Here is a 25,684-nt window from a genome sequence, read left to right on the forward strand (position 1 = left end):
TACCCGCATGAGTGCGCCCGAGCTGACCCGCGTCGCTTCGGACGAGGTACTCACCGGAGAGGCGGTCGCGCTCGATGTGCAGCCGGCGGGACTGTTCCTGCGGGCGCTCGGCGCCATCATCGACGTGCTGATCGGCATCCTGCTCCTCGTGCTGGTGTTCGTGCTCGGCTCGGGCCCGCTGGCCCAGGTGATCCCGCCCGAGGCGCTGCAGATGACCGTCATCGTGCTGCTCGTGCTCATCATGGTCGTGATCCCGACGGCGGTCGAGACCCTGACGCGCGGCCGGAGCCTCGGGCGCCTGGCGATCGGTGCGCGCATCGTGCGGGCGGATGGGGGCGCCTCCGGATTCCGACAGGCGTTCATCCGCGCCCTCGTGGGCGTGCTCGAGATCTACTTCACGCTGGGAGTCGTCGCCGTCCTGACGGCGGCATTCACCCCGCGGGCGCAGCGCCTGGGCGATCTGATGGCCGGCACGTACTCGCAGCGCACGAGAGTGCCCGCCCTGCCGGCCCCGCTGCCACCGGTGCCGCCTGCGCTTGCCGGCTGGGCGCAGATCGCCGACGTCGCACGGATGCCGGACCGACTCGCCCGACGTCTCTCGCAGTTCCTTCACCAGGTCGATCGGCTGGCGCCCGCTGCGCGGGATCGCGTCGCGGGTGATCTGCTGGCCGAGACGAGCGCATTCGTCACTCCCCCGCCTCCCGCCGATCCGATCACCTCTCTGTTCGCGATCGCCGCCGTGCGCCGCGACCGCGAGTACCGCGCGCTCATGGGCGAGGCCCAGCGCGTGCGCACGCTGGCACCGGCGCTCGAGCGCCTGCCCCACGGCTTCCCCGAGCGCTGATCGGTGAGTGTGTGACAGCATCCCGCCGTCGCCCGTGGATGCCGCTTCCGGCGCTCCTGCGGTGAGCCCCGGCGCAGCCCGCGGCCGACGCTCCGCTGTCGCCAATTGCGGGTCAGGGCGCCCCACACCCGCACTTAGCGACAGGCCAACCCCGACGCGCAGCCCGCGGCCGACACTCCGCTGTCGCCAATTGCGGGTCGCGGCGCCCCACCCGCACTTCGCGACAGGGGAGCCCCCGCGCGGACGGGGCCGGAACGCCGCCGCAGCAGCAGCACGCAGCAGCTCGCAACCGAGCACGGCACAACCTGCAGCCCCGCAGCGCGACGACGCCCTCAGCCGGCGCCAGGCGAATGCGGCGCGAGGATCAGCCGTCGCCGGCCGAAGACGGCGCGAGGATCAGGCGCGCATCGTCTCGTGTCGCACGACGACCCAGCCCTTGGGCACCGACATGCGCTCGGTGTGGATCGCGCACAGATCGTGAGCGTGGGGGTCGCCGGTGGCGCCGAGCGGTCCGAGGGCGGCCATCTGGTCGCCGTAGTCGTACGTCAGCGTCGAGACGGCCTCGCGGGCGCAGCCGACCTTGGAGCAGAGTCTTCCGTGCATCGTCGTCAGCCTAGACTCCCCTCGCGCCCGCGGGGCGGCGCCGCGCCCGGGGATAGGATCGGGAACATGGTTGCACGGCGTGGCAGGTCACCTCGGCGGGCGGATGCCGCGTCCCGACCTGATCGTCACGGTCGACACGGTCGGCAGGGCCGCAGTTCGGTCGTCCGCCCCCCGATCGGTCCCCTCGACACCCGCTTCGAGCGGTTCGATGTCGCGGTCGGCGCCGCCTCCGAGTTTCTCCGGTCGGCCTGGCCCGAGCTGCACGATGTGAGCTTCGAGATCGGCTCGATGCCTCCGCATTCGCACGCCGACGGCATCCCGCGCTGGCACATCGACCGCACGGCCAAGCGCATCGTGCTCTTCCGCATTCCGATCGAGCGGCTCGGGCGGCTGCACCGCGACGACGAACTGCACAGGCGGATGTCGATCGAGGGCACCGTGTTCCGTGCGGCCGCCGAGTACCTCGATCGCGACCCGTGGGATCTCGGTCCCGAGCGCTTCCGCTACTTCTGACCGCGCCGGATTCCTCAGGATCCCCGCTCAGGGGACGACGCGCACGGCGGCCGCGGCCCCCTGACCGGGCTGCACGGGATACCCCGCCACGGCCGTGGGAGAGGCGTACGACACCGCCGCGTGCACGGGGGCCGTCGCCTCGATGCGCCAGCTTCCGGCCGGCACCGCAACCGCCCCGGCCTCATCGGCCGTGAGGGACAGGGTGCGCGCCTCGCCGCCGTTGACGGGGGTGAGGACGACCTCGGCGGCCTCGGATCCCGCGACGACGTGTACGGCGGTCGCCGCGCCCGCCGGCGCCTCCGCGACCGCGAGGAGCGCCGGCTGCTCGAGCATCGGGGCGGCCGCGATCCAGGCGAAGTCCCGCTCCCCGCCGAGGGCGCTGGAGGTCCATGCGGAGGCGATCACGGGCACACCCTCCGTCTCGACGTCGACCGTGTAGCTGCCCGCCGGAAGCCCCGCGAGGTCGATGTCGAGCGGCACACCCTCGGCCAGGTCCAGCTCGGCGGGCGCCACCGCCGGAGACGACGAGCCCTGCGCGGTGACGGTGACCGTCGCGCGCGCGGTGGCGCTGGGCGCGAGCACCCGCACCCGCACCGTCGAGGAGCCCTCGATGGCGGGGTCGGCGGCGCTCGGGGTGACGATGCCGGCGATGACCTGCCGCGTCGCGGGAGCGACCGTCGCGCCGGTCACATCCACCCCGACGGGCTCGAGCGTGACGGTGCGGCTGGCCTGCAGGTGCGCCGTCACGGGCGCGCCGCTGGCCTGTACACGCAGAACGGGGGTGAATTCGCCGAGCGCGAGCCCCGCGAGCGAGAGCACGATCTGAGCGCGCGCCGGCACGATCACATCGTCGCCGCCGGGCGGCGTGGTCAGACCCGCCTGCCCGTAGACGCCGATCTGCACCGTTGCGGCCACGTCGCCGGGATTCGAGAGCACGACGAGGTCCGAGGCTCCGGTCGATGTCGCGCCGGCGGCGAGCCAGGACTCGAAGCGGGGCGCCTCGCAGGCAGACGCGGCGAAGCCGATCAGGTCCTCGGCGGTGGCGGTGGATGCTTGGGCTCCGGCGAGGGATGCCGCTTCACGATCGATGGGGCTCATCCGGAGCACCGACGGGCCCGACGAATCGACGACGCTCGCCGCGCGCAGGCCCTCCTGTGCGGGCTCGCCCTCGGCGGATCCGTACCGTAGGTCGGCATCGGCGGCCACCGCGATCTCGGACGCCGCGCCCGACGTGCGCCCCGTGGCCAGCAGCGGGCCCGCGCACACGGCGACCGTCTCGGACGGCGTCGGCGTCTCGACGATGCTCACCGCGGAGCGGGCGAAAGTCGGCAGGGGTGCGGCGACCGCAACGGCGACCGCGGCGACCAGCACGACGGCGACGGCGGCGCCGATCAGGACGCGCGCGCTCGTCAGAATCGTGCGCAGCGTGCGTCGCTCGGTCATCGGGCACCTCCCGGGCGGTCGTCGTCGGAGTCGTCGGATGCTGTCGGCGCAGAGTCCTGTTGCGGCAGCGCCTGCGCCGCCTCGGCGTCGGACTCGGATTCGCCGTCAGATTCGGATTCGCCGTCAGATTCGGATTCGGATTCGGATACGAAATCGGTATCGGAATCGGCGTCGCTCGCGTCCTCGGACGCGATGTCAGATTCAGCCGCCGGGTCGGATTCAGCCGCCGGTTCGGACTCGACCCCCGAGTCGGACTCGACCCCCAGGTCGGACGCGGCCCCCCGGTCGGATTCAGCCGCCGGGTCGGACTCGGCCGCCCAGTCGGACTCGGCCGGTGCCCCGGACTCACCCGTCGGGCCGGACTCACCCGGCACGCCGGCCCCGACCCCGGACTCCGCACCCGCACCGACACCCGCGCCGACGCCGGACGGCACCGCGGCGGCAGCATCCCCCCGCTTCCGCGCGCGTCGCGCCCGCCCGGCCGCGCCCCAGGCGGGGGCAGCGCCCACGATGCGCGGTTCGGCGCGCGCGGCCCGGCGCGAGGCCGCGGTCGGGAAGGCCAGCAGCACGGCGATGGCCGCCACGACGAGCTGGGCGAGCGAGATCGAGCCCTGCAGCGCGGTCTCGGCGCGCGTGAGCTCAGGGCGCGGCTGCAGATCGCCGGTGACGCGCCAGAGACGTCCGCGCGTGGTGTCGCCGACGGTCTCGAGTCCCGCGCGCGCGTCGAGCGAGGCGACCGCCTGCAGCACGAGCGCGTCCGCAGCTTCGGTAACGGCGCCGGGTGCCAGCAGCACGAAGCCGATGGCACGAGAGGACAACTCCCCCGCGACGTCGGCGGCGCTCGGGGCGACGAGGTCGGCCGAGAGGGCGGCGACCTCGCGATCGGATGCGCTCGCCCCGGCACGCGCCGAGAGCGCCGTACTCTGCCCGCCCAGGCTCTCGCCGGAGCCCCAGACGATGCGGGCGGCGACACCGCCGTCCGCGAGCGGGGTGAGGACCATGGTGGCGACGTCGGGATCGTCGCGCCCGACGGCGGCGACGTAGGCGGGCAGCGTGCTCTCGGGGCCGTTGGTGAGCGCGCTGTCGTCGCGCAGCATCGCCGTCAGGGAAGGGAAGGCGAGCGCGGTCACGGCGAGGACGCTGATGGCCGCCGCCCAGGGTCGCAGCGCCCGCACCCGCCGCGGCAGCGGAGTGTCGAGGGTGATCATCGCCGCCCCGACGACGCCGAGCCACGCCAGGCTCAGGGCAGGTCCCGGCCAGAGGGCGACCGGTTCGCCGTTCGCCGACTGCACCGCGATTCCCACCGCCGCGAAGGCCGTGGCGATTCCGAGCAGAGCGGTGACCAGCAGCACCGCGCCCGCGGGCCAGCGTGGCGAGATGAGCGAGACGAGGGCGAGAGCGGCAAGCGGGGCGAGTAGCAGCATGGGCAGCAGCTGCGGCACGCTCGGGGCGAGGGTTGCCCACCCTGCCAGATCGGGGGTCGCGAAGCCCGTCGCGAGCAGCATCCTGCCTGCCGCGTCGGCTCCGGCCTGGGGCGCGGCCCAGACGAGCCCGGGGTCGGCGAGCAGGCCCCAGGCGTCGCCGCCGACGATCGCGCGCTCCCAGATCAGGGGGGCGAACGCGGCGACGGCGGGGATCGGAATCCAGGCCACCCGCAGGGCACGCCGCCCCGCCGTGACGAGCGCGGCCAACCACAGCACGAGCAGGGCCGGCGCGAGCGAGGGCGCGCACGCCAGGACGGCGGCGAAGAGCAGGGATGCCGCGCCCGCCGGGCCCCAGGAGCGCTTGGCGACGCTGCCGGTGTAGAAGAGCCACGGCAGCAGCAGGTGGGCGAGCACCGCGGCGGGCCGCCCCTCGACGAGCGCCGTGAGGAAGGAGGGTGCGAGGGTGAAGAGCATCGCGGCCACGATGCGCACGCCGGCGCGGGCCGAAAGGCGGGTTGCGGCGAACCAGCCGCCGAGCGCCGCGAGCGGGAGGGCCAGCACCCAGAGGATCACGAAGGCCTGCGAGGGATGCCAGGGCGTGAGCGATCCGAGCAGCGCCACGATGGCGGCGAAGGGATCGGCCGCGCCGACCTCGTCGAGCCCCAGAGCGCGCCGCCCGTAGGCGGCGTCGCCCCACAGGTCGACGAGGCTCTCGCGCAGCGGCAGCAGCCCGCCGCCGCCGAGCACGGGCCACGCGAGCAGCGCGAAGAAGGCCCCGAGCCCGAGCGCGAGCGCGCCGAGGACGATCCAGGCGCCTCCGCCGGTGAAGAAGTGCAGCTCGCCGCGCCGATCGATGTCGGCGCTGGAGTCCTCGCCGTCGTCGAAGCGGCGTTTGAGGTCGGCGCGGCGCACACGCAGGGGTGCCACGAGCGCCCAGGCCGGGCGCGTGCCCGTCACCCGGGCGGCATTGCGGATGCGCGCGCGGGATCGAGCGATCGCCGCCAGACGCAGCCAGGCCACGAGGCTCGCCCGCCATTCCGAGCCCACCAGGGCCGGCGCCTTGCGCAGCAGGTGCATGACCGAACGGGCGAGGGCGAGGGGCAGGATGCTGAGCCAGATCAGCGGCACGAGTGCCGCGTTCGCGTAGGTCAGGCGCCGGTGCAGCGCGGCGGTGCGGGAGGCGTAGGCGCGACGTCCGCGCCGGCGGGAGTCGGTGGGGGCGGGCAGCCCTGCGACGCCGTCGCCGTGCACGATGACCGATGCCGCCGGCACGAGGGCGACACGGCCGCCGACCAGCCGGGCGCGCACACCCAGGTCGAGTCCTTCGTCGGCGCCCAGCAGCGCCGGGTCGGCACCACCCAGCAGGTCCCACACCTGGCGGCGCACCAGCATCCCGCGCACGTCGGCGGCGAGCGCGTCCTCGGCGGCATCGTGCTGACCCTGATCGAGCTGGCCGTCGACGAGGCCGACCGTGCGCCCGAGGGCTGTCATCGAGACGCCGAGCGAGACGATGAGGTCGGGGTCGCGGGCATCGCGGAGTTTGGGGGCGACCATCGACACCGACGGCTGGCTCTCGAGCGCTCCCGCCAGAAGGCGCAGTGCACCGGGCTCGGGGGCGGTGTCCTGGGCGAGCAGCCACACAGCCTCGGCGGCACCCAGCCGCACGCTCGCCATGCGCAGCGCTGCGGCGTATCCCGTGCCGCGGGCGGCCTCGATGACCGCCTCGGCTCCCCCGCGCCCGGCAAGGGTGCGCAACTCGGCGGTGGCCTTGCCGCACACGACGACGGTCAGTGCGTCGACGGCGCGGGTCTGCGCGCCGATCAGCTCGAGCGTGTGCTCCAGGTGCTGCAGGGTCTCGTCGCCCGCACCCTCGGGGCGCACGACGAGCAGAGCATGGACACGGGCTGGCATGGCGCACTCAGCCTAGGCGCGGCGCGCACCGCTGCTGCGGTGAACGCGCCGCGCAGGTCTAGACCGCGCGCCGTTTGAGCTTGCGCCTCTCTCGCTCCGACAATCCTCCCCAGATGCCGAAGCGCTCATCGTTCTGCAGGGCGTAATCAAGGCACTTCCCCCGTACCTCGCACGTCGTGCAGATGCGTTTGGCATCGCGCGTCGAGCCGCCCTTCTCCGGAAAGAATGCTTCCGGATCCGTCTGCGCACACAGCGCATCCGTCTGCCATGACAAAGGATCGTCGCCGTCAACCGGCCGTCGAACCCCCGGGACCCCCAGCCTCACCGGGTCGACGAACCAGTTGTCGGGTACACCGGAACGGAATTCCGAGCCCGCCATTTCGTCTCCCACCTATAGCCCCCCACGCGAACCGCGCAGTGCACTAATTACACCGTTGTCATTCCCGATCAGTCAAGCGGAGCATCGTAAACCCTCAATGCGCGCATGAACCTTCACGACGCGCCCGGCGTGTCCAGAACGATGCAGACGGATACGTCAGTCGTGCGACACGCCGCCGGCCTGCGCCACGAACACCTCGCCGGCGCCCTCGATGAAGACCTCGGACTCGCCGTCGACGAAGGCGGCCGACCCCGGGGGGAGGGCGAGGGATGCTGCCGCGCAGCGCACCGTCGCGGCTCCGGCGGTCGCGAGCACGATCGCGGGGCCCGCCACCGCGACCGGCGTCGCCGCGGCCGCGGCGCCCGTGCGTCGCACGCGCGCGAGGGCAAAATCGGGGATGGGCGGGGTGAACGCCTCGACGCCGGCCTCGGAGCGCGACGGCGACAGGCGGGGCGCGGCCCCGGGGGCGCAGTCGAGCACCGCGAGCAGCTCGGGCACGTCGACGTGCTTGGGTGTCAAGCCGCCGCGCAGCACGTTGTCGCTCGCGGCCATCAGCTCGACGCCGAGTCCCGACAGATACGCGTGCGGCATCCCCGCCGGCACGAACAGCGCCTCGCCGCGGCGCAGGACGACGCGGTTGAGCAGCAGCGCGACCACGACGCCCGGATCGCCGGGGTAGACGCGCGCGATGTCGCGCACCGCCGCGATGTCGTCCGCGAACGCACCGCTCGCCTGCAGCTCAAGACCCGCCTCGATCGCCGCGACGGCGGACGACGCCTCTCCCGAGAGCAGCGCACCCACGAGCTCGCGCAGCGCCGCGGCCGGGTCGGACGCCGTGAGACCCTCGCGGAGCGCCCGGACGGCGGCATCCTGCCCCGCCACCGCGTCCAGCAGCGCGTCGATCTGCTCGAGCACACGAAAGCCCGCCAGCGCCTGGAACTCGTCGCTCAGCGCGACGATCACCTCGGGTTTGTGATTGTCGTCACGGTAATTGCGGTGGGCGGCGTCGCGGGGCACACCCTGCGCCTCCTCTGCCGCGAAGCCCTCGCGCGCCTGCGCCAGCGACGGGTGCGCCTGGATCGACAGCGGCGACGCGGCCGCGAGGATCTTCAGCAGAAACGGCAGCGGCCGGCCCCCCGCGCGGGCGATCCACGCGTCGAGGGTCAGTCCCGAACCGTCATCGACCTCGGCCGGGTCGCCGGGGTGGTCGCCCAGCCACACCTCGGCCTCGGGCGATCCGCCGGGCTCCCGCCCCTGCAGATCGGCGATGGCGCGCGGGTCTCCCCACGCGTAGTCCCGGGGCGCGTTGGAGATCGGCACGATCATGCTCCCACTGTATTGCCGCCCGCGGCCGGTACCCTGAACTCACCATGGCCCTGCACACGCGACACCCCGTCGGCGCGCCCCCGCAGGCACCGGCCCGCGAGTCCACCGGTCATCTGCTGCTGCGGGCCTACAGCGTCCTGCTGCTGGTCATCGCCCTTGCCACGACCTTCTGGTTCAACCTGCTGGGCGCGGCGGGCCTTGTCGCCCTGGTCGGTGCGACGACCGTCGCGAGCGTGATCGTGTGGCTGGTCGTGCGGCCCACGATCGGCTGGCGCCGGCTGCCGTGGCTACCGCTGGCGTACGTCGCGTTGGCGGGCGCATCGGTGATCTGGTCGCAGTGGCCGCAGGCGACCCTGCTGACCTGGGCTCTGCTGGTGGCGACGACCGTGCAGGGCATCTTCTTGGGCAGCGTCCTCACGTGGCGCGAGCTCGTGCGTGCGCTCGCGTCCGCTCTGAAGTGGATCATGGGGCTCTCGCTGCTGCTCGAGCTGTTCGTCTCGATCGTGCTGCGGCATCCGATCCTGCCGAACTTCGTGCTGTGGGAGGGCGAGGTCGTCACCGAGCTGTACTGGGTGCGCGACAACCTGTTCGACGGCGGGCGCATCCAGGGCATCGTCGGCAACGCGCATCTGCTCGCCGTCGCGGCGCTGCTGGCGATCATCGTCTTCTCGGTGCGCATCGCCTCGGGCGCCCGCCGCGGCTGGCTGATCGGCTGGATCGTCGTGTCGGCATTCCTGCTCTGGCGATCGAGCTCGGCGACCGTGTGGCTGACCGTCGGTGCGACCGCGCTCGTGCTCGCGACGGCCCTGCTCATGCGCACGACGAGGCGACCCGGCGAACGCACCAAGTACTACGTCGCCTACGCCGGCATCGGCGTGGCCCTCGCGGCGGTGCTGTGGTTCGGTCGCGACATGCTGCTCGGGATGCTCGGCCGATCGAGCGACCTCACCGGACGACAGGGCATCTGGGATGCCGTCATCGCGCGCATCGCGGAGCACCCCGTGCTCGGCTGGGGTTTCGCCACCCCGTGGGTGCCGTGGGAGCCGGCGTTCGACGGCTGGATCGTCGTCAACGACCTCACCGTGTTCCACGCGCACAACATGTGGCTGGACGCGTGGTTCCAGCTCGGCGCGATTGGACTGGGCCTGCTCATGCTGGCCTACTTCGGGTACGTGTGGCGGGCGTGGTTCTTCGCGGTCGACCGCCCGCGCTGGGACCTCGACGCCGACCGCCCCTATCAAGCCCTCACTCTGCTGCCCACCCTGATCGCGACGGTGCTGCTCGTGCAGGGCCTCGCCGAATCCCGACCGCTCATGGAGTGGGGCTGGATGTTCCTCGTCATCTTCACGCACAAGATGGCCCAGTCCCCGCTCGTGGGCGAGGGCCCCGCCGAGCGCAGCCTCGCGATGGAGCGCGGCGAATCGGTGGACCGGACGCTGCGATGACGGATGCCGGGGGCGGGCCTGCGCATCCCGTCACTGTGTGGGTGAGCGATGCGCTCGATTCGGCGGCGCTCGCCCGCGCGTTCACCCTCGCCGCGTTCGGCCTCGTCCTCTCGTCGTTCGTCATCCAGCGCACCGCGGGCGGCGTCACGTACGCGACAATGCTCGGCGGCCTGTGCCTCGTGGGGCTCGCGATGCTCGTGCGCCGCCGGCGCGAGCTGAACCTGCTGCGGCTCGTGCCGACGACGCTCATCGGGCTGCTCGCGTGGCTCTTGGCGAGCGTGTTCTGGAGCACCGACGAGCTGCGCACCCTGGGCGGCTGGCTGGGCCTTGCCGCCGTCGCCTTTCTCGCGATCGTGATCGGACACGTGCGCGACACGCTGCAGACCGTGCGCGCGCTGGGCGATGTGCTGCGCACGCTGCTCTCGGTCTCGCTCGCCCTCGAGATCCTCTCGGGCGTGCTGCTCGACACCCCCCTGCGCTTCCTGGGGGTCGAGGGCAACCTCGCCCTGGGCGGGCCCGTGCAGGGCATCTTCGGCACCCGCAACATGCTCGGCTTCGTCGCGGTGATCGCGCTCGTGACATTCGTGATCGAGTGGCGCACGCACGCGCTGCGCACCGGGATCGCGGTGTTCTCGTTCGCGCTGGGCGGTCTGCTCGCGCTCTTCTCGGCCTCGCCGACGGTCTTCGTGCTCGCCCTCGCCGTCGCCGGGGCCACGGCTGCCCTCGCGCTCGTGCGTCGCGCCGCCCCCGCCGGCCGCCGCACCCTGCAGATCGGCCTCGCCAGCACCGTCGTGATCGGGCTGACGATCTCGTACTTCTTCCGCGAGGGCATCATCGCGCTGCTGAACGCCGGTTCGGACTTCGCCACCCGCGCGGGCCTGTGGGACACGCTGCTGATCTACGTCCGGCTGCGGCCGGTGCAGGGCTGGGGCTGGTTCGGCCCCTGGCCGGCGGCGGAGTTTCCGTTCTCGTCGATCAACATCATCACGGGCTCGACCCACGGGTCGGCGCTGAACGCCTACTTCGACATCCTTCTGCAGGCGGGGTGGCTCGGCCTGATCCTGTTCGTCGGCATGAGCGCGATCGCGCTCGTGCGCTCCTGGCTCGTCGCGAGCGCCCGGCGCTCGGTCCTCTACGCGTGGACGCCGCTGATCCTCGTGACGCTGCTCGTGGACTCGGTGTTCGAGAGCTTCACGCTCACGGGATTCGGGTGGATGCTGCTGGTCGTCTGCGTCGTGCGGGCAGGTCTTGCGCGTTCGTGGCGTGAGCGGATCCGGCATCCCGATCCGGAGCCTTCGGGGCTCGGCGGCGCTTCCTCAGGATGACGCGGAGATCCGCGTCGCGATCGCTGCGCCCGCCCTCCGGTCGCTGAGCCTGTCGAAGCGACAAACGGGTCGAACGGACTCAGGCAACGACGAGCGGCGTCACGTGGTGATCCTTGCTGTCGAGCTCACGGGCCAGGTCGTAGTTCGCCTGCATAGCCAACCAGGCTCGCGCTGTACCAACACCTGACCGCTCCAGCCGGATGGCCAGATTCGGGCTCACTCCGGCGTGACCGTGGATGACACGGCTGAGCGCGACACGGGACACACCGAGGCGCGCCGCCGCTTCAGCAACCGTGAGCCCCAACTCGCCGAGAACGTCCTCGCCGATCACGGTGCCGGGGTGCGGAGGATTCTTCATCATGAGCGTTTCCCTTCAGTGATAGTCCCGATAGTCGACCAGTTCGACCACGGCACGAGTGTGTCGTGTATCGCATCGCGATACAAATGACCCGTCCGCTGTTTCGCTTGCGTATCCCGGAACAGCGCCTTCGGGGCTCGGCGGCGCTTCCTCAGGATGACGCGGAGATCCCAGGGTAGGCTTCCATCTCGGCTCGACGCCCCGCGCCCGCCGACCCTCCGGAGATTTCACCCGTGACACACGTCCTGCAGAACGTCGTCTTTCCCCTCGAACGCGACCCCGATCTGCTTCCGCTCTACGCGGACCCCGAGACGTGGTCCGTCATCGACGAAGAACCGGTCCGGGTGTCGAGCGTCGCGCACCTGGGCAACGTCCTCGACCGCAGGAGCGCGCGGGTCGTCGCCGGGCGTCGAGTGTCGTTCGGGACCTACTTCAACGCCTTTCCCGCGTCGTACTGGCAGCACTGGACGTCGGTGCGCCGCGTGCACCTGACCGTGCGGACGACGGGGCCGGCCACCGTGCTGGTGTACCGATCGAACGGGAGCGGCGTCAAACAGCGCCTCGAGACACGTGAGGTCGACGGCGAGGCGGAGAGCTCTTTCGATCTCGTCCTCGACCAGTACAGCGACGGCGGCTGGATCTGGTTCGACATCGTCGCCGATGAGAGCAACGTGCTCTTCCGCGGCGCGCAGTGGACGACCGATCACGAGCCCATCCGCCCGCGCGGAGCGTCGCTCGGCATCACCACGTTCAACAAGCCCGACTACTGCGTCGCGACCCTCACGGATCTGGCGAACGCGCCCGAGGCACTCGAGGTCATCGAACGCATCTATCTCATCGATCAGGGCACCGCCGTCGTGTCGGATCAGGAGGGATACGCCGACGTCGCCGCCAGGCTCGGCGACAAGCTGCGCATCATCCGCCAGCCCAATCTCGGCGGGTCGGGTGGATTTGCCCGCGCCATGCTCGAGACGCTGGACGCGGACGAGAGCGACTTCGTCCAGCTTCTCGACGACGACGTGCGCATCGAGCCCGAGTCCGTGCGTCGCTCGATCATTTTCGGCAGATACGCCAGCGAGCCGACGATCGTCGGCGCCCACATGTTCGACCTGCTCGATCGGCCGAAGCTGCATGCCTGGGCCGAGGTGGTCGATGAGCAGCCCTTCATGTGGCGCAACCTGTTCCAGGAACGCATGCCACACGACTTCTCCGTCGCGAACCTGCGACAGACTCCGCTTTTGCATGCACGTCTCGATGCCGACTACAACGGCTGGTGGATGTGCCTCATCCCGACGGCGATCCTTCGCGATGTCGGGCTCGCACTGCCCGCGTTCATCAAGTGGGATGACGCCGAGTACTGCCTGCGGGCCGGTGAGGCCGGTTATCCGACCGTCTCTCTGCCGGGCGTCGCGCTCTGGCACGTGTCGTGGGTGGGCAAGGACGACTCGATCGACTGGCAGGCCTACTTCCACGCGCGCAACCGGATCGTCGCGGCCCTGCTTCACTCGAACGCTTCGTCGGGCGGAACGCTGCCCCGGCACAGTCGGCGGGTCGACCTCAAGCACCTGATGATGATGCAGTACTACCCCGTTGCGTTGCGCCATCGCGCGCTGCGCGACCTCATGCAGGGCCCGGGCCACATGTGGCGGACGCTCGCGACGGCGATGCCCGCGGCGCGCAAGATCGCCGCGCAGTATCCGGAAACGGTCGTGCACCGCGACACCGGCGTTCCCATGCGATCGCGGCGCGGCCGACAGGTGTTCCGGCGGCAGCGTTTCAACACCTTCGACAGCCCGAGCGGGCTGCGGCTTCGGTGGTTCACGGTGCGAACGCTCGCCTCGCACTGGATGCGGGGGGCCAGCCCCGCCAATGTCGAGCGACCAGAAGTGGAGTTCAGCAAGAACGACGCGCACTGGTGGCGAGTGCCTCTCTTCGACAGCGCCATCGTCAGCGCCGCCGACGGTTCGGGCAAGAACATCTACACGCGCGATCGTGCGAAGTACCGACGGATGCTGATCGATTCGGTACGGCTGCATCGCGCGCTCGTGCGGAGGTGGCCATCACTCTCCCGCGCCTATCGTGATGCCCTCCCGGAGCTGGTGTCGGTCGAGTCCTGGCGCAAGCGCTTCGAGGAGGCATCATGACCGAGACCTTCGACCCCGCCAGTGCGACGATCGCGATCGTCACCTACAACCGCTCGGGTCTGCTGACCCGCCTGCTCGAGTCGATCGCGACCATGGATCCGAAGCCCGGGCACGTCGTCGTCGTCGACAACGCATCGGTCGATGACACGTCCGACGTCGTGGCGTCGTTCCGCGAGCGTCTCGGTACCGAGCTGGTCTATCGCCGCCTCGACACCAACACCGGCGGCGCCGGCGGGTTCAGCGAGGGCATGCGCGTCGCCTACGAACTCGGCTCGACCTGGATCTGGCTCATGGACGACGACGTCGAGGTCATCCCCGACGGCCTTGCTCGCATGGGCGCGTGGGCGCCGCGCTTCAAGAGCATCCAGGGCCGCCGCTACGACTACGACGGCAGCGAGTTCTACTGGCAGTACCGGCTGTCGATCCCCCTCGGCATCCCCATCCCGTTCGCCCCCGCGGGCTTCGACGAGAAGCGCTACCGGGTGATGAATTCTGGATGCTTCGAGGGGATGTTCATCCATCGCGACATCGTGCAGAAGGTGGGGCTTCCCGACCCGCGCTTCTTCATCTACTGGGACGACTCGGTGTACGGATGGCTCGCCTCGCGCCAGACCACCGCCGTGATCGTCGACGAATTCGTCCTGAAGCGCACGCGCGAGATCAAGCAGTGGGACATGGGCACGCGACACCTCAACGCCTCGAGCAACGCCTACCGCTACTACATCATGCGAAACCGCGGGCACATGAAGCACTACTTCCGCACCCACGGCGCCCACCGCCCGTTGCGCTTCGCGATCGGCACCTTCCTGACGTTCGCGAAGGAGCTCATCCGCCTGGTCGCGGTCGAGCGCACCGTGCGCGGCACGAGCAACCTCTGGCGCGGCTGGCGTGATGGCATCGCCATCTCGCGCGACAGGTCATGGACGCCGATGCCCGCGCTGCCCGCGGCCTGAGCCTGCGCCACGTTTGCTGAGCGGCTCGAGGCGGCCCTATATCGACGGATAGTCGGCGTTGTAGCGGGCGAGCACCTCGCTGATGTCGGCATCCATCTCGAGCCGGTGCTTGTTGAGGTACAGCCCGCGCGTGCAGAAGCGCCGCAGGTCACGCTCATTGTGCGAGACGAAGAAGAGCGTGCGTCCCTCAGCGAGCAGCTCATCGATACGGCGGTAGCACTTCTCGCGGAAGGCCTTGTCGCCGACGGCGAGCACCTCGTCGACCAGCAGGATCGGCTCTTCGAGCTGCGACACCACGGCGAAGGCGAGGCGCACCTTCATGCCGTTCGAGAGGTGCTTATAGGGCGTGTCGACGAAGTCGTGCAGTTCGGCGAAGTCGATGATGCCGTCGAATCGTCGCGACACCTCGGCGCGCGACATGCCGTGCAGGCCCGAGGTGAGGCGCACGTTCTCGCGAACCGTGAGGTCGCCGACGAAGCCGCCGGTGATCTCTATGAGCGGCGCCACTCCCCCGTGCACGTCGACGCGGCCCTCGTCGGGAAGCAGTACGCCCGCGACCAGCTTGAGGAGCGTGGATTTTCCCTGCCCGTTGCGGCCCACGACGCCGATCGACTCGCCCGGGCGCACGGTGAATGAGACATCGCGCAGCGCCCAGAACTCGTTCGGGCGCGCGCGACGGGCAGAGCCCGCGAATAGGTCCTTGAAGCTACGCCGCCCGCGACGGTTGCGCCGGAAGCGGATGCCGAGCCCCGAGACCTCGATGGCAGCGCCGTGAGATGCCGCCATCACAGCTCCTTCAGCACGGGTCGCTCGAGCGAACGGAAGACAAGCAGGCCGAGCCCGAGAAAACCGAGGCTCATGAGGGCGCCGACGACGACCGTGAAGGTATCCCACTGGTCGGGAAAGAAGCCCATGCGGTAGAGCGTGAAGATGCCCGAAAGCGGATTGAAGGCGGCGAGGTCGGAGAAGATGCCGGGCAGATCCGCCACGCCGTAGATGATCGGCGAGGCATAGAACAGCGCGCGCAGAATCAGCTTCGTCGTGCGCTCGAGGTCGGAGTACAGCACGCACAGCGGCGCGACGAGCAGGCCGAGCCCCACGAGCAGCGCCGTCTGCAATAGCACGGCAACCGGCATCCAGAGCAGTCCCCATCCAACGCCAGCGCCGGCGATGATCGCGAACAGCGCCAGCACCGGCAACGAGAACAAGAACTCGACGCCCTTGCTCAGCACGATCCGACCGACCCAGATCGAGCGCGGGATCGCCGTCGATCGCACGAGCTTGGCGTCTTTGTTGAAGGCGCGCGTGAAGTCCGACACCGCGCTGTTGAACCAGACCCACGGCAGCAGTGCCGTGATCAGGAACACGATGTAGGGCTCGGTGCCGACCGTGCGCTGAAACACCTGGGTGAAGACGAACCAGTAGATCAGGCTCATCACGAGCGGATCGAGGACCGACCAGAGATAGCCCAGGATGCTGGTGGCATAACGCACCCGCAGGTCTCGGGCAGAGAGCAGCCAGAGGGAGTGCAGGTATCGCCGGGCGGAGCCGGGGCTGCCGACGGCGGCGGTGGTCACCCGTCGAGTCTATGACCGCTCGGGGAGGCCTCTACGCTGGACACGATGCCTCCTGCCGCCGCGCCCTCCGACCTAACAGATGCCGACCTCGAGCTGCTGCGCGAAAGCATCCGCGTCGCCGAGCGCTCCCGCGAGAGCGGTGCGCATCCCTTCGGCGCGATCGTCGTCGATGCCGCGGGGCGGATCGTGGCATCCTTCGGCAACAACTCGCTTCCTCCTGAGGGCGACCCCACGCAGCACGCCGAGATGCGCGCCGTGGCGGCAGCATCCCGTGAGCTGGGTGCGCAGGGAATGGCGGGATCCACCCTGTTCACGAGCGCGGAACCCTGTGTGATGTGCTCGGGCGCGGCGTACTGGGCAGGCATCGACCGCGTCGTCTATGCACTCTCCGAACATCGCCTGCTCGAGCTCACGGGCGCTCACCCCGAGAACCCGACGTTCTCGCTGCCCTGCCGCGAGGTCTTCGCCCGCGGTCAGCGAGTGATCACGGTCGTCGGGCCTCTTCTCGAGGACGAGGCCGCGGGCGCGCACGAGGGATTCTGGCTGAGTGGCGTCTCATGAGGCGAACTGGTTGTTCCACATCGACAGGGCCGACCCGATCGCCATGTGCATGTCGAGGTACTGATAGGTGCCAAGGCGCCCACCGAAGTGGACATCGCGCTCGCCCTTGGCCAGTTCGCGATAGGCGAGTAGACCGGAGCGGTCCTCGAGGGTGTTGACCGGGTAATAGGGCTCGTCATCGCGCGTGGCGAAGCGGGAGAACTCTCTCATCACGACCGTCTTGTCGTCGGGATACCGATCGGCGCGCTCGGGGTGGAAGTGCTTGAACTCGTGGATGCGCGTGTACGGCACGTCAGCGTCGGCGTAGTTCATGACGGAGGTGCCCTGGAAATCGCCGACGGGGAGCACCTCTTCTTCGAAGTCCAGAGTGCGCCACGAGAGTTCGCCCTCGGCGAAATCGAAGTAGCGGTCGACGGGCCCCGTGTACACGATGGGCAGCTGGCCGACCGTGGCGGCCTTGTTGAGCGGCTGCGACTCGTCGAAGAAGTCCGTGGAGAGCTTGACGTCGATGTTCGGGTGATCGGCCATCCGCTCGATCCAGGCGGTGTATCCGTCGGTCGGTAGGCCCTCCCACGTGTCGTTGAAGTAGCGGTTGTCGTAGGTGTAGCGCACGGGAAGCCGCGAGATGATCTCGGCGGGCAGGTCGGTCGGCGCCGTCTGCCACTGCTTGGCCGTGTAGTCGCGGATGAACGCCTCGTAGAGCGGCCGACCGATCAGCGCGATCGCCTTCTCCTCGAGGTTCGCCGCGTCCTTCACGTCGAACTCCCCCGCCAGTTCCTGAACGAGCGCGCGCGCCTCGGACGGCGAATAGGCGGCCTGGAAGAACTGGTTGATCGTACCGAGGTTGATCGGCAGCGGGTACACGACCCCCTTGTGATTCGTGTACACGCGGTGCACGTAGTCCGTGAAGGTCGTGAAGCGGTTGACGTACTCCCACACCGCCGGGTTCGACGTGTGGAACAGGTGGGCCCCGTACCGGTGGACCTCGATACCGGTCTGCGCCTCGTCCTCGCTGTAGGCGTTGCCGCCGATGTGGTGACGGCGGTCGATGACCGTGACCTTCCTCCCGTCCGAAGCGGCGCGTTCAGCGATGGTGAGCCCGAAGAAGCCCGATCCGACGATGAGAAGATCCATGGAGCGCTTTCTGAGATGCGAGAGAGAGGTGCGAACGGGAACGACCCAGCCCGGCGAACGAGTCTACAGAGCCGTCTCCGAGCGGGGATATCGACGTCGACTAGCATGTCAGACTGCACCATCGAGCGAGAGACGGGATGTGAATGGTCGGGGCATGGTGGGACGCTGTGCCCGCATTTCTCGTCGCAGTCGCGGTTCTCGTCCTCCCAGGCCTGGCCGTCGTCGCCACCGGCTGGGGCATCCGACGGATCGGCCCGATCCTATTTGCTCCCGCCATCTCCGCCTCCATCGTGGGCGTATCCGCCGCGCTCACTCCGCTGACGGGCCTCCGCTGGGGGCTGTTGCCCCTCGCCGTGATGACCTCGATCGCGGTCGGCGCTGCAGGCGTTGTCCGGCTCGTCAGCCAACCGACCGTCCCACCAGCCGACCGGACCGCTCTGCACGTCGCCGCGGCGGTCGTCGCGCTCGCCGCCCTCATCCTGATCGGGGCCCAATTCACCGTAGCCTTCGGCGCACCCGACACGATCGCCCAGCGATTCGACAACATCGTTCACCTGAACACCGTGCGATACGCGATCGAGACGGCGAACGCGTCGCCGTTCTCCATCGGGGCGACGTCCGACATCCCGTTCTACCCGAGCGGATGGCACGCGCTGACCGCCGTGACCGCGAGCGTCTCCGGAGCGAGTGTCCCGGTCGCCGTGAACGCGACGAACCTCGCCGTCGTGGCCCTCATCTGGCCGGTGAGCAACCTCGCCCTCGCCGCCCAGCTGTTCCCGGGACGACGTATCGCCCTCGTCACCGCAGGGATGCTCTCCACCGGGTTCGGCGCCTTTCCCGCACTCTTCTTCAACTGGGGCGTGCTGTATCCCAACGCGCTCGGCTACGCGCTGATCCCGGCGGCCCTCGCGTCGGTGATCCTCGTCCGACGCGCCTCAGGGACCCGCCAGCGCGTCCTCGCCGCCCTTCTCGCGGCGGCGATCGTCACTGGCGTCTTCCTCGCACACCCCAACGCCTTCGTCGCCACCTTCGCGTTCGCGGGCGCCTACCTCGTCGCGGACGCCGCCCTCGTCGCCGTGCGCCGCCGCACCCGGCTCACCATCGCCCTCGCTGTCGCAGTCCCCGTGGCCTTCCTCGCTGCGGGGGCGGCACTGTGGCGTGTCGCCACGACCAACGCCGCGGTGTGGGGGTGGACGCCCTGGGAGAGCACGTCCTCGGCCCTCTACCATGCCCTCACCGTGACTCCGCGAGGCTACGTGCCGACCGTCGTGATCGCGGTCAGCCTCTTCCTCGGTGCGGTCGCGATCGTGCGGCGACCCCAGCGAATCCCCCTCGCGATGCCCTTCGCCGTGGCGGTCCTGCTTTACGTCCTCGCGGCGGGAACGGCGGTCGAGAACCCGCTCCGCGCGTTCCTCACCGACCCGTGGTACAGCGACCCCAATCGGCTCGCAGCGCTCCTCCCCATCGCGGCCATCCCGATCGCAACCCTCGGCATCACGGATCTCGCGTCGGACGTGCGGCGATGGACGCGCACGTGGTGGGTGAGCGCGCAGTTCTCGCGAAGCCCCGCGGCGTGGTCCGCCGCGGCGCTTGTCGCGATCGGCGCCGTCCTCTCGACGGCGGCCCTCGGACCCAACGTGTCCCTGGCGCTGGCGCAGGTGAACGAAGCACACCAGTACCGCGACGACGCCCTCCTCCTCACCGCCGACGAACGCGCCGTGCTCGAGCGCCTCACCACGTACGCGGAGCCGGGATCCCTCGTCATCGCGAGCCCGCGCACCGGCGCCAACCTGGCATACGCCCTCGCCGGGCTGACGGTGACGGAGCCTCACATCTTCGGTGCTCCGAGCGCGGACGAGACCTTCCTCGCGCAGAACCTCGCACGCATCGATGACGATCCGGCGGTGTGCGAGGCCGTCAACCGCACCGGGGTGGACTACGTCGTGGACTTCGGAAGCCGGGATGTGATGGGCGCGGACGACCCCGTCGGCCACGGGGGCGTCGTGAATCTCGTCGAAGGAGAGCACCTCACCGTGGTCGACACTGAGGGCCCCGACGCCCGCGTCTTCCGGATCGAGGGCTGCTGACTGTGTCCTCCCTGCGTATCGCGATCGCATACGACTGCCTCTTCCCGGCTACGACAGGCGGCGGAGAGCGACAGTATCGCGCTTTCGCCGAGGAGCTCGCACGCCGCGGACACGACGTCACCTACCTCACGGCCGATTGGGGAGCAGCGGCTGACGAGGCTTCGTTCTCCGTGGAGGAGGTCTGCGGTCCCCTGCGTCTCTACGACGAGAGAGGTGTCCGCCGCAGCGCTGCAGCCGCCTCCTACGCTCACCGGCTCTACCGACGCCTGAGGCGCGACCGAACGCGCTTCGACGCCGTCATCGTGAGCGGTCTGCCGGTCCTCAACGTCTTCGCGGCCCGCGCGGCTCTCCGCGGCTCCCCGACCCGGATCCTCGTCGACTACCTGGAGGTGTGGGGGCGCACGCAGTGGCGCGACTATGCCGGTCTTCTCACCGGATCCGTCGGCTGGGCGCTCCAGCGGGCGGCGATCGCCCTCACGCCCATCGCGACGTGCCACTCGCAGCTCTCCGCGCGCCGCCTCCGCGCCGAGGGCCTGCGCGGTGAACTCCTCCTCAGCCCGGGACTCATCGACAAAGAGATCGACGTCACCCCTCGACTGGAGCGGACCGATCCCCCGTTCGCGCTGTACGTCGGTCGCCACATCCCCGACAAGCGCGTCGAGCACGTCCCCGCAGCTGTAGCCGCGGCGCGGGAGAGCGTATCCGATCTGCGCCTCGTCATCCTCGGCGAGGGGTCGTCGACCGCGGCGGTCCGCGAGGCTGTCGATGGCACGGCCGCCGACCCCTGGACGCGGATGCCCGGGTTCGTCTCGGAGCGTGAACTCCACGACCTCCTGGGACGTGCGGCCTGCCTCGTGCACCCTTCTCGGCGCGAAGGGTACGGCCTCGTCGTCGTCGAGGCAGCCGCCCACGGCACGCCATCCGTCCTCGTGGCGGACGACGGCAACGCAGCCACGGAGCTCATCGAACCCGGAGTCAACGGCTACATCGCAGCCTCCGTCGAACCGGGTACCCTCGGTGAGGCGATCGTCCGCGCCGTTGAGCAGGGCGACGAGCTCCGGCGCACCACCCGCGCCTGGTACGAAAAGGCCGTGGAAGACCGTACGATCGCGCGGACGATCGACGCGATCCTGGCCGCGATACCACGACCCGACTCATCACGCCGGCGCACGCGCCGCGCAGGAAAGGACCTCGATGGACGGTCGTCCTGATCACCCGGCTCTCGAGCTGACCATCCTGATGCCCTGCCTCAACGAGGCGGAGACCCTCGAGGTCTGCATCCGCAAGGCGCAGGGATTCTTGGAGCGCACCGGCATCGCCGGAGAGGTCCTCGTCTCGGACAACGGCAGCACCGACGGCTCGCAGGACATCGTGCGTCGCCTCGGGGCGCGCGTCGTTCCCGCCAGCCGGCGCGGGTACGGCGCCGCGCTCATCGAGGGCATCGAGCAGGCTCGAGGGCGCTACATCATCATGGGCGACGCGGACGACAGTTACGACTTCACCTCGCTCGAGCCGTTCGTCGAACGTCTTCGCGGCGGGGCCGACCTCGTCATGGGAAACCGCTTCCGCGGCGGGATCGCAGACGGAGCCATGCCGCCCCTGCACAAGTACCTCGGCAATCCCGTCCTCTCGGGCATCGGACAGCTCTTCTTCCGTCCCAACATCGGGGACTTCCACTGCGGGCTTCGCGGGTTCAACCGCGACCGCATCGCGGCACTCGACCTGCAGACGACCGGCATGGAGTTCGCCTCCGAGATGGTCGTGAAGGCATCGCTGGCGCGCTACCGCATCGAAGAAGTCCCCACGACCCTCAAGAAGGACGGTCGCTCCCGGCCGCCCCACCTCCGCAGCTGGCACGATGGATGGCGTCACCTGCGGTTCCTTCTGCTCTTCTCGCCCCGCTGGCTCTTCATCTATCCCGGGCTGGTCGCCTTCCTCCTCGGAGCACTCGCCGTCGGCATCCTCGCGGTGGGGCCGGTTAGGATCGGCGACATCGGTTTCGATGTCACGACCATGGTCTACGCGACCGCGCTGTGCGTCATCGGATATCAGTCGCTGCTGTTCGCCTGGCTCACCAAGCTCTACGCCACGCAAGAGGCATTTCTCCCCGCGAGCCCCCGATATCGATCGATCATCTCGAGATGGTCGTCCGAACGAGGCCTGCTGGTCGGTCTGGCGCTCTTCGTCGCGGGCGTCCTGGTCGGGATCGTTCAGGTCGTTCGCTGGGGCAGCCTCGATTTCGGCCCGCAGGATGCTGCGGAGGTCGTGCGTATCGCGCTCCCCAGCGCGCTCGGACTCATGCTGGGATTCCAGACGATCATGATGAGCTTCTTCGCCGGGGTTCTGACGATTCCCCGACGCGAGTCGCCGCCCGAAGCGATCATCGAGTCCTGAGCCCGTGCGCATCGTCGTAGACCTTCTCGGTTACACGGGCGGTCGAGGGGGGACGGAGACCTACGCGCGCGAGCTCCTCCGCCGCCTGCCGGCGCAGGCTCCCGAGGCGGACTGGGTCGCACTGGCCAATCACGTCGGCGCGGAACGCGTGCGGGCCTTCTTCCCCGGGGGCGTCCAAACGCTGCGCCCGGTGGGAGCCGGAAAAGTCAGCTGGGCAGCCGGGGAGGCCCTTCTGGCAGAGCGCGCGGCGCGGCGGAGCGGCGCAGACGTGCTGTGGACACCCCAGAACTTCGGCCCCGTCGTGACGGGGATGCCGCGCGTCGCGACGATCCACGACGTCATCTACGACGAGGTTCCCGGCGCGGCCGCGGAGCGGGTCTCGCGCGGAATCACGTCATGGCTCATGGGCCGGTCGGCTCGCACTGCCGACGCCGTCATCACCATCTCGCGCGCCGCACGCCAGTCCATCATCGAGCGGCTGGGCGTCGATGCCCGACGCATCCATGTCGTGCACAACGGCGCGAGCACGCCACCCGCCCACGCCGAGTCCGACGCACTGTCGACGTGGCCGATACCGGCCGGCCGTGCCGTCGTGCTCAGCATCGGGAACCGCATGCCCCACAAGAACTTCGACGGGCTGCTGCGCTCCATCGCAGCGATCGATCCCGGACAGCGCCCCTACACGGTGATCCCCGGCGCCGAGCCCAGCGGTGATCCGCTGCGGCCGATGGTGGAGGGCCTGGGGCTGCACGCCGACGTGCTCCTCCCGGGATGGGTGTCGGATGCGGAGCTGGAAGCCCTGTACTCCGTCGCCGACGTGTACGTCTGCCCGTCTTTGGCGGAGGGTTTCGGCTTGCCCCTCATCGACGCGATGGCGCGGGGGTGCCGCGTCGTCGCGCACGACATCCCGGTCCTGCGCGAGGTCGGTGGGAATATCGCGACGTACGCGGACGCCCGTCACCCCTCGGCGCTGGCCGAGGCGATCCTCCGCGCCATCCATACCCCTCCGTCCGCCGCGGAGAAGGGCCGGGCAACCGCCCGCGCCGCGACGTTCAGCTGGGATACCGCTGCGGCGGGGACCGCCGCGGTTCTTCTCGAGACTCTCGCGCGAGAACGCCGATGACCGCCCCGTCCCCCCTGTGGCGCCGACTCGCGGGCTTCACGATGCTTCCGGCGATCGCCGCCATCTCACCCCTCCTCGTGCTTCCCGCTGTCTCGCGAAGCGCCGGTCCGGACGGCTGGGCGAGCGCGATAGCGGGCGAAGCAGTCGGGACGTTCGCCGCCATCGCCATCGCCTACGGGTGGACGACCATCGGTCCCGCGCTCGTCGCGATCGCGCCGGATGACCCCTCCCGCGGCACGCTCTATCGAGAGGCCCTCGTCGTTCGGCTCCTCACCGCGGTCATCGCGCTCCCCCTCATGGCCGTGGTCTGCGTCCTCGTCGCATCGCCCGGATGGGAACTTCTGGCTGTCTTGATGGGCCTGCAGGGAGCGCTCATCGCCCTGTCGTTCACCTGGTTCGCCGTGGGGATCGGCTCGCCCGGCGCGATCGCCGCCTTCGACGCGCTGCCCCGTCTCGGTATCGCCATCGTCGCGGCGATCGCGATCGCCGCGCAGGGGCCCGTCGAGCTCTATCCGGCGGCCGGGATCGTCGTCACGCTCGCGGGAACGGCCCTGTACACGCGACGGGTTCTCCGCCGCTACCGCGGACAGTGGCCCTCTCCCTCTCGCATCCCCTCACTGTTCCGCACCGGCGCGCCAGTGGCCCTCAACGATGCCGCCCTCGGCGCGTACTCTGCGGTCCCGACTCCCCTGGTCAACGTCCTCTCACCGGGCGTCGCCGCCGCCGGCTTCGCCTCGGCTGACAAGCTACTCAAGCTCGGCACCTTCCTGCCCTATACGCTCGCGAACGCCCTGCAGAGTTGGAGCGCCGAAGTGAGCGGCCCCGCGCGCGCCCGCCGCCTGAAGATCGCGCTGACGGCCCATGGTGGCTTCGGCATCGCCGGATGGGTCGTCCTCGGCTCCGCGGGCGCCCTCGTGAGCGGCGTGCTCTTCGGCGAGCAGGCCGCAGCGACGACGGACGTCGTCATCGTCCTGGGGTTCGCCTTCGCCCTGTTCTCGCTGCGCACGTCGATGACCAGACACGTGCTCTTCCCCGCGGGAAGGGCACGCACCGTCATGACGGCCACTCTGGTCGGTACGGTCGTCGGGGTGCCCGCCATGATCCTGCTGACCATGGCGATCGGGCCGGTGGGAGCGGCCATCGGGTACGCGTTGACGGAGCTGATCTCGACGGCTCTGCTTGCGCGACCGACCATCGGATCCGTCAAGGCTGTCGCCAGCACGACGGAGTCGCCGTCATGACGAGGCCGGGCGACTCGGACATCACGATGGTCGTCACCACGCTCGGTCGTATCGACTACCTGGAGCGACTCATCCGATCCTTGATCCCGCAGCTGAGCGAGAGAGACACCCTTGTCATCGTCGCCCAAGCGAACGTCGCCCAGACCCGGGCGCTCGCGGAGCGACACCGCTCAGCGCTGAGCGCGCGTTTGATCGTAGGTGAATCGGCGCGGGGTGCGTCGCGCGGTCGAAACGTCGGCGTCGGCCTGAGTCAGACCCGCCACGACGATCTCCTGCTCTTTCCGAACGACACGAGTTGGTTTCCCGCGGGTTCCGTGGCGTCGATCCGGTCCGGCATCGGTGACGCCTCGGGGTGCGTGACCGTGCGGGCACCGGAGGGCGACCGATTTTCGCTACCGGCTCCGGGAACCCCGCTGGATCGCCGCAACGTGTGGCAGGTCATCGAGATGGGACTCGCGATCCGACGCTCGGCGTTCGTGGGGCTGGGCGGATTCGATGAGGCGCTAGGCACAGGTGCGCCGACGCCATGGCAGGCCGGCGAAGTCACGGACCTCCTGCTGCGATGGCTCGCCACGTCGCCGGAGAGCGCTCGACGTTTCGTATGGTTGCCGCCCCACTCCGCCTGGATCGGCGGGATCGCTGAGGGCGAGGGCCTTTCTTCCCGAGAGGCACGGTGGAAACTGCGTGCGTACGGCAGGGGGATCGCCAGGGTGTACCGACGACACCGCTACCCGCTCCTTCTCCAGTTGGCGCACATAGCGGCGGGGGCGATCATCGGCCTCAGGCGCCATTCGGAGTATCCGTTGGTGGCGGGGGTGCCGGCCTTCCTCGGCAGGCTCGAAGGATTCTGCGGCACGACGCTCGGCCGCGGTCGAACCGCCGTACGACGGTGAGCGGCG

General features: G+C 70.1%; 22 protein-coding genes. 13 read left to right on the forward strand and 9 right to left on the reverse strand.

Annotated elements, in window-relative coordinates; all coding sequences use genetic code 11:
• The first annotated feature begins 7 nt into the window (after positions 1-7).
• Positions 8-844, forward strand: coding sequence for an RDD family protein (locus tag AB2L57_RS13280; protein ID WP_409047293.1), 837 nt, complete (start codon positions 8-10; stop codon positions 842-844).
• Between the two features lie 396 nt (positions 845-1,240).
• On the opposite strand, the gene AB2L57_RS13285 is transcribed toward AB2L57_RS13280, so the two are convergent.
• Positions 1,241-1,447: a DUF3499 family protein gene (locus tag AB2L57_RS13285; RefSeq protein ID WP_292810271.1), complete on the reverse strand. Its 207-nt coding sequence runs from the start codon at positions 1,445-1,447 to the stop codon at positions 1,241-1,243.
• 66 nt (positions 1,448-1,513) lie between these two features.
• Between AB2L57_RS13285 and AB2L57_RS13290 the strand changes: the two genes are divergently transcribed.
• Positions 1,514-1,960: a hypothetical protein gene (locus tag AB2L57_RS13290; RefSeq protein WP_409047294.1), complete on the forward strand. Its 447-nt coding sequence runs from the start codon at positions 1,514-1,516 to the stop codon at positions 1,958-1,960.
• 27 nt (positions 1,961-1,987) lie between these two features.
• Here AB2L57_RS13290 and AB2L57_RS13295 read toward each other — a convergent pair whose 3' ends face one another.
• The 4 genes from AB2L57_RS13295 to manA all read right to left on the reverse strand — a co-directional run bounded on the left by AB2L57_RS13295 (position 1,988) and on the right by manA (position 8,443).
• The gene (locus tag AB2L57_RS13295; protein WP_409047295.1) at positions 1,988-3,403 is read right to left on the reverse strand and encodes a DUF5719 family protein; all 1,416 of its coding nucleotides are present in this window, start codon (positions 3,401-3,403) and stop codon (positions 1,988-1,990) included.
• Positions 3,400-6,738, reverse strand: a complete 3,339-nt coding sequence (locus AB2L57_RS13300; protein ID WP_409047296.1) for a glycosyltransferase — start codon at positions 6,736-6,738, stop codon at positions 3,400-3,402. The genes AB2L57_RS13295 and AB2L57_RS13300 overlap by 4 nt, the downstream gene beginning before the upstream one ends.
• Before the next feature lie 58 nt (positions 6,739-6,796).
• On the reverse strand, positions 6,797-7,117 hold the full coding sequence (locus tag AB2L57_RS13305) for a WhiB family transcriptional regulator (protein WP_292810263.1): 321 nt from the start codon (positions 7,115-7,117) through the stop codon (positions 6,797-6,799).
• A gap of 156 nt (positions 7,118-7,273) precedes the next feature.
• The gene (gene manA / locus AB2L57_RS13310) at positions 7,274-8,443 is read right to left on the reverse strand and encodes a mannose-6-phosphate isomerase, class I (RefSeq protein WP_409047297.1); all 1,170 of its coding nucleotides are present in this window, start codon (positions 8,441-8,443) and stop codon (positions 7,274-7,276) included.
• 44 nt (positions 8,444-8,487) lie between these two features.
• On the opposite strand from manA, the gene AB2L57_RS13315 reads away from it, so the two are divergent.
• Both AB2L57_RS13315 and AB2L57_RS13320 read left to right on the forward strand, forming a co-directional pair.
• Positions 8,488-9,888 carry an O-antigen ligase family protein gene (locus AB2L57_RS13315; protein WP_409047298.1) on the forward strand — a complete coding sequence of 467 codons (1,401 nt, stop codon included), beginning with the start codon at positions 8,488-8,490 and terminating at the stop codon, positions 9,886-9,888.
• A gap of 41 nt (positions 9,889-9,929) precedes the next feature.
• The gene (locus tag AB2L57_RS13320; RefSeq protein WP_409047299.1) at positions 9,930-11,213 is read left to right on the forward strand and encodes an O-antigen ligase family protein; all 1,284 of its coding nucleotides are present in this window, start codon (positions 9,930-9,932) and stop codon (positions 11,211-11,213) included.
• A gap of 79 nt (positions 11,214-11,292) precedes the next feature.
• Here the strand turns inward: AB2L57_RS13320 and AB2L57_RS13325 are convergent, their stop codons facing one another.
• On the reverse strand, positions 11,293-11,574 hold the full coding sequence (locus AB2L57_RS13325) for a HigA family addiction module antitoxin (protein ID WP_292810256.1): 282 nt from the start codon (positions 11,572-11,574) through the stop codon (positions 11,293-11,295).
• Positions 11,575-11,804: 230 nt separating this feature from the next.
• Between AB2L57_RS13325 and AB2L57_RS13330 the strand changes: the two genes are divergently transcribed.
• Together AB2L57_RS13330 and AB2L57_RS13335 are read left to right on the forward strand one after the other, a co-directional pair.
• Positions 11,805-13,715, forward strand: coding sequence for a glycosyltransferase (locus AB2L57_RS13330; protein ID WP_409047300.1), 1,911 nt, complete (start codon positions 11,805-11,807; stop codon positions 13,713-13,715).
• Positions 13,712-14,668 (forward strand): glycosyltransferase, encoded by a 957-nt coding sequence (locus tag AB2L57_RS13335; RefSeq protein WP_409047301.1) that lies wholly within the window; start codon positions 13,712-13,714, stop codon positions 14,666-14,668. The genes AB2L57_RS13330 and AB2L57_RS13335 overlap by 4 nt, the downstream gene beginning before the upstream one ends.
• Before the next feature lie 36 nt (positions 14,669-14,704).
• Here AB2L57_RS13335 and AB2L57_RS13340 read toward each other — a convergent pair whose 3' ends face one another.
• A complete protein-coding gene (locus AB2L57_RS13340) occupies positions 14,705-15,454 on the reverse strand; it encodes an ABC transporter ATP-binding protein (protein ID WP_409047302.1) in 750 nt (249 codons plus the stop codon).
• Complete coding sequence (locus AB2L57_RS13345; RefSeq protein WP_409047303.1) at positions 15,454-16,245, reverse strand: ABC transporter permease; 792 nt, start codon at positions 16,243-16,245, stop codon at positions 15,454-15,456. Before AB2L57_RS13345 ends, AB2L57_RS13340 begins: the two co-directional genes overlap by 1 nt.
• 45 nt (positions 16,246-16,290) lie before the next feature.
• Between AB2L57_RS13345 and AB2L57_RS13350 the strand changes: the two genes are divergently transcribed.
• On the forward strand, positions 16,291-16,806 hold the full coding sequence (locus AB2L57_RS13350) for a nucleoside deaminase (RefSeq protein ID WP_409047304.1): 516 nt from the start codon (positions 16,291-16,293) through the stop codon (positions 16,804-16,806).
• Here AB2L57_RS13350 and glf read toward each other — a convergent pair.
• Positions 16,801-17,940 carry a UDP-galactopyranose mutase gene (glf, locus tag AB2L57_RS13355; protein ID WP_409047305.1) on the reverse strand — a complete coding sequence of 380 codons (1,140 nt, stop codon included), beginning with the start codon at positions 17,938-17,940 and terminating at the stop codon, positions 16,801-16,803. The two genes, AB2L57_RS13350 and glf, sit on opposite strands and share 6 nt — an antisense overlap.
• A gap of 167 nt (positions 17,941-18,107) precedes the next feature.
• Here glf and AB2L57_RS13360 point away from each other — a divergent pair, with 167 nt between their 5' ends.
• From AB2L57_RS13360 to AB2L57_RS13385, 6 genes are read left to right on the forward strand one after another with little or no spacing between them, the layout of a single operon-like run.
• On the forward strand, positions 18,108-20,027 hold the full coding sequence (locus tag AB2L57_RS13360) for a DUF6541 family protein (protein ID WP_409047306.1): 1,920 nt from the start codon (positions 18,108-18,110) through the stop codon (positions 20,025-20,027).
• 2 nt (positions 20,028-20,029) lie between these two features.
• Complete coding sequence (locus AB2L57_RS13365; RefSeq protein WP_409047307.1) at positions 20,030-21,238, forward strand: glycosyltransferase family 4 protein; 1,209 nt, start codon at positions 20,030-20,032, stop codon at positions 21,236-21,238.
• Complete coding sequence (locus AB2L57_RS13370; RefSeq protein WP_409047308.1) at positions 21,222-22,421, forward strand: glycosyltransferase family 2 protein; 1,200 nt, start codon at positions 21,222-21,224, stop codon at positions 22,419-22,421. The genes AB2L57_RS13365 and AB2L57_RS13370 overlap by 17 nt, the downstream gene beginning before the upstream one ends.
• Before the next feature lie 4 nt (positions 22,422-22,425).
• Positions 22,426-23,544 (forward strand): glycosyltransferase family 4 protein, encoded by a 1,119-nt coding sequence (locus AB2L57_RS13375; RefSeq protein ID WP_409047309.1) that lies wholly within the window; start codon positions 22,426-22,428, stop codon positions 23,542-23,544.
• A complete protein-coding gene (locus AB2L57_RS13380) occupies positions 23,541-24,785 on the forward strand; it encodes a lipopolysaccharide biosynthesis protein (RefSeq protein WP_409047310.1) in 1,245 nt (414 codons plus the stop codon). Before AB2L57_RS13375 ends, AB2L57_RS13380 begins: the two co-directional genes overlap by 4 nt.
• Positions 24,782-25,678, forward strand: coding sequence for a glycosyltransferase family 2 protein (locus AB2L57_RS13385; protein WP_409047311.1), 897 nt, complete (start codon positions 24,782-24,784; stop codon positions 25,676-25,678). Before AB2L57_RS13380 ends, AB2L57_RS13385 begins: the two co-directional genes overlap by 4 nt.
• The last annotated feature ends 6 nt before the right edge of the window (positions 25,679-25,684 follow it).

This window comes from Microbacterium sp. HA-8, assembly GCF_046111165.1.
In the GTDB taxonomy this organism is placed as follows: domain Bacteria; phylum Actinomycetota; class Actinomycetes; order Actinomycetales; family Microbacteriaceae; genus Microbacterium.

Coding starts and splice junctions, on each gene's coding strand:
- AB2L57_RS13280 (WP_409047293.1), top strand. CDS start 8: ATGAGTGCGCCCGAGCTGACCCGCGTCGCTTCGGACGAGGTACTCACC.
- AB2L57_RS13285 (WP_292810271.1), bottom strand. CDS start 1,447: ATGCACGGAAGACTCTGCTCCAAGGTCGGCTGCGCCCGCGAGGCCGTC.
- AB2L57_RS13290 (WP_409047294.1), top strand. CDS start 1,514: ATGGTTGCACGGCGTGGCAGGTCACCTCGGCGGGCGGATGCCGCGTCC.
- AB2L57_RS13295 (WP_409047295.1), bottom strand. CDS start 3,403: ATGACCGAGCGACGCACGCTGCGCACGATTCTGACGAGCGCGCGCGTC.
- AB2L57_RS13300 (WP_409047296.1), bottom strand. CDS start 6,738: ATGCCAGCCCGTGTCCATGCTCTGCTCGTCGTGCGCCCCGAGGGTGCG.
- AB2L57_RS13305 (WP_292810263.1), bottom strand. CDS start 7,117: ATGGCGGGCTCGGAATTCCGTTCCGGTGTACCCGACAACTGGTTCGTC.
- manA (WP_409047297.1), bottom strand. CDS start 8,443: ATGATCGTGCCGATCTCCAACGCGCCCCGGGACTACGCGTGGGGAGAC.
- AB2L57_RS13315 (WP_409047298.1), top strand. CDS start 8,488: ATGGCCCTGCACACGCGACACCCCGTCGGCGCGCCCCCGCAGGCACCG.
- AB2L57_RS13325 (WP_292810256.1), bottom strand. CDS start 11,574: ATGATGAAGAATCCTCCGCACCCCGGCACCGTGATCGGCGAGGACGTT.
- AB2L57_RS13335 (WP_409047301.1), top strand. CDS start 13,712: ATGACCGAGACCTTCGACCCCGCCAGTGCGACGATCGCGATCGTCACC.
- AB2L57_RS13340 (WP_409047302.1), bottom strand. CDS start 15,454: ATGGCGGCATCTCACGGCGCTGCCATCGAGGTCTCGGGGCTCGGCATC.
- AB2L57_RS13350 (WP_409047304.1), top strand. CDS start 16,291: ATGCCTCCTGCCGCCGCGCCCTCCGACCTAACAGATGCCGACCTCGAG.
- glf (WP_409047305.1), bottom strand. CDS start 17,940: ATGGATCTTCTCATCGTCGGATCGGGCTTCTTCGGGCTCACCATCGCT.
- AB2L57_RS13370 (WP_409047308.1), top strand. CDS start 21,222: ATGGACGGTCGTCCTGATCACCCGGCTCTCGAGCTGACCATCCTGATG.
- AB2L57_RS13380 (WP_409047310.1), top strand. CDS start 23,541: ATGACCGCCCCGTCCCCCCTGTGGCGCCGACTCGCGGGCTTCACGATG.
- AB2L57_RS13385 (WP_409047311.1), top strand. CDS start 24,782: ATGACGAGGCCGGGCGACTCGGACATCACGATGGTCGTCACCACGCTC.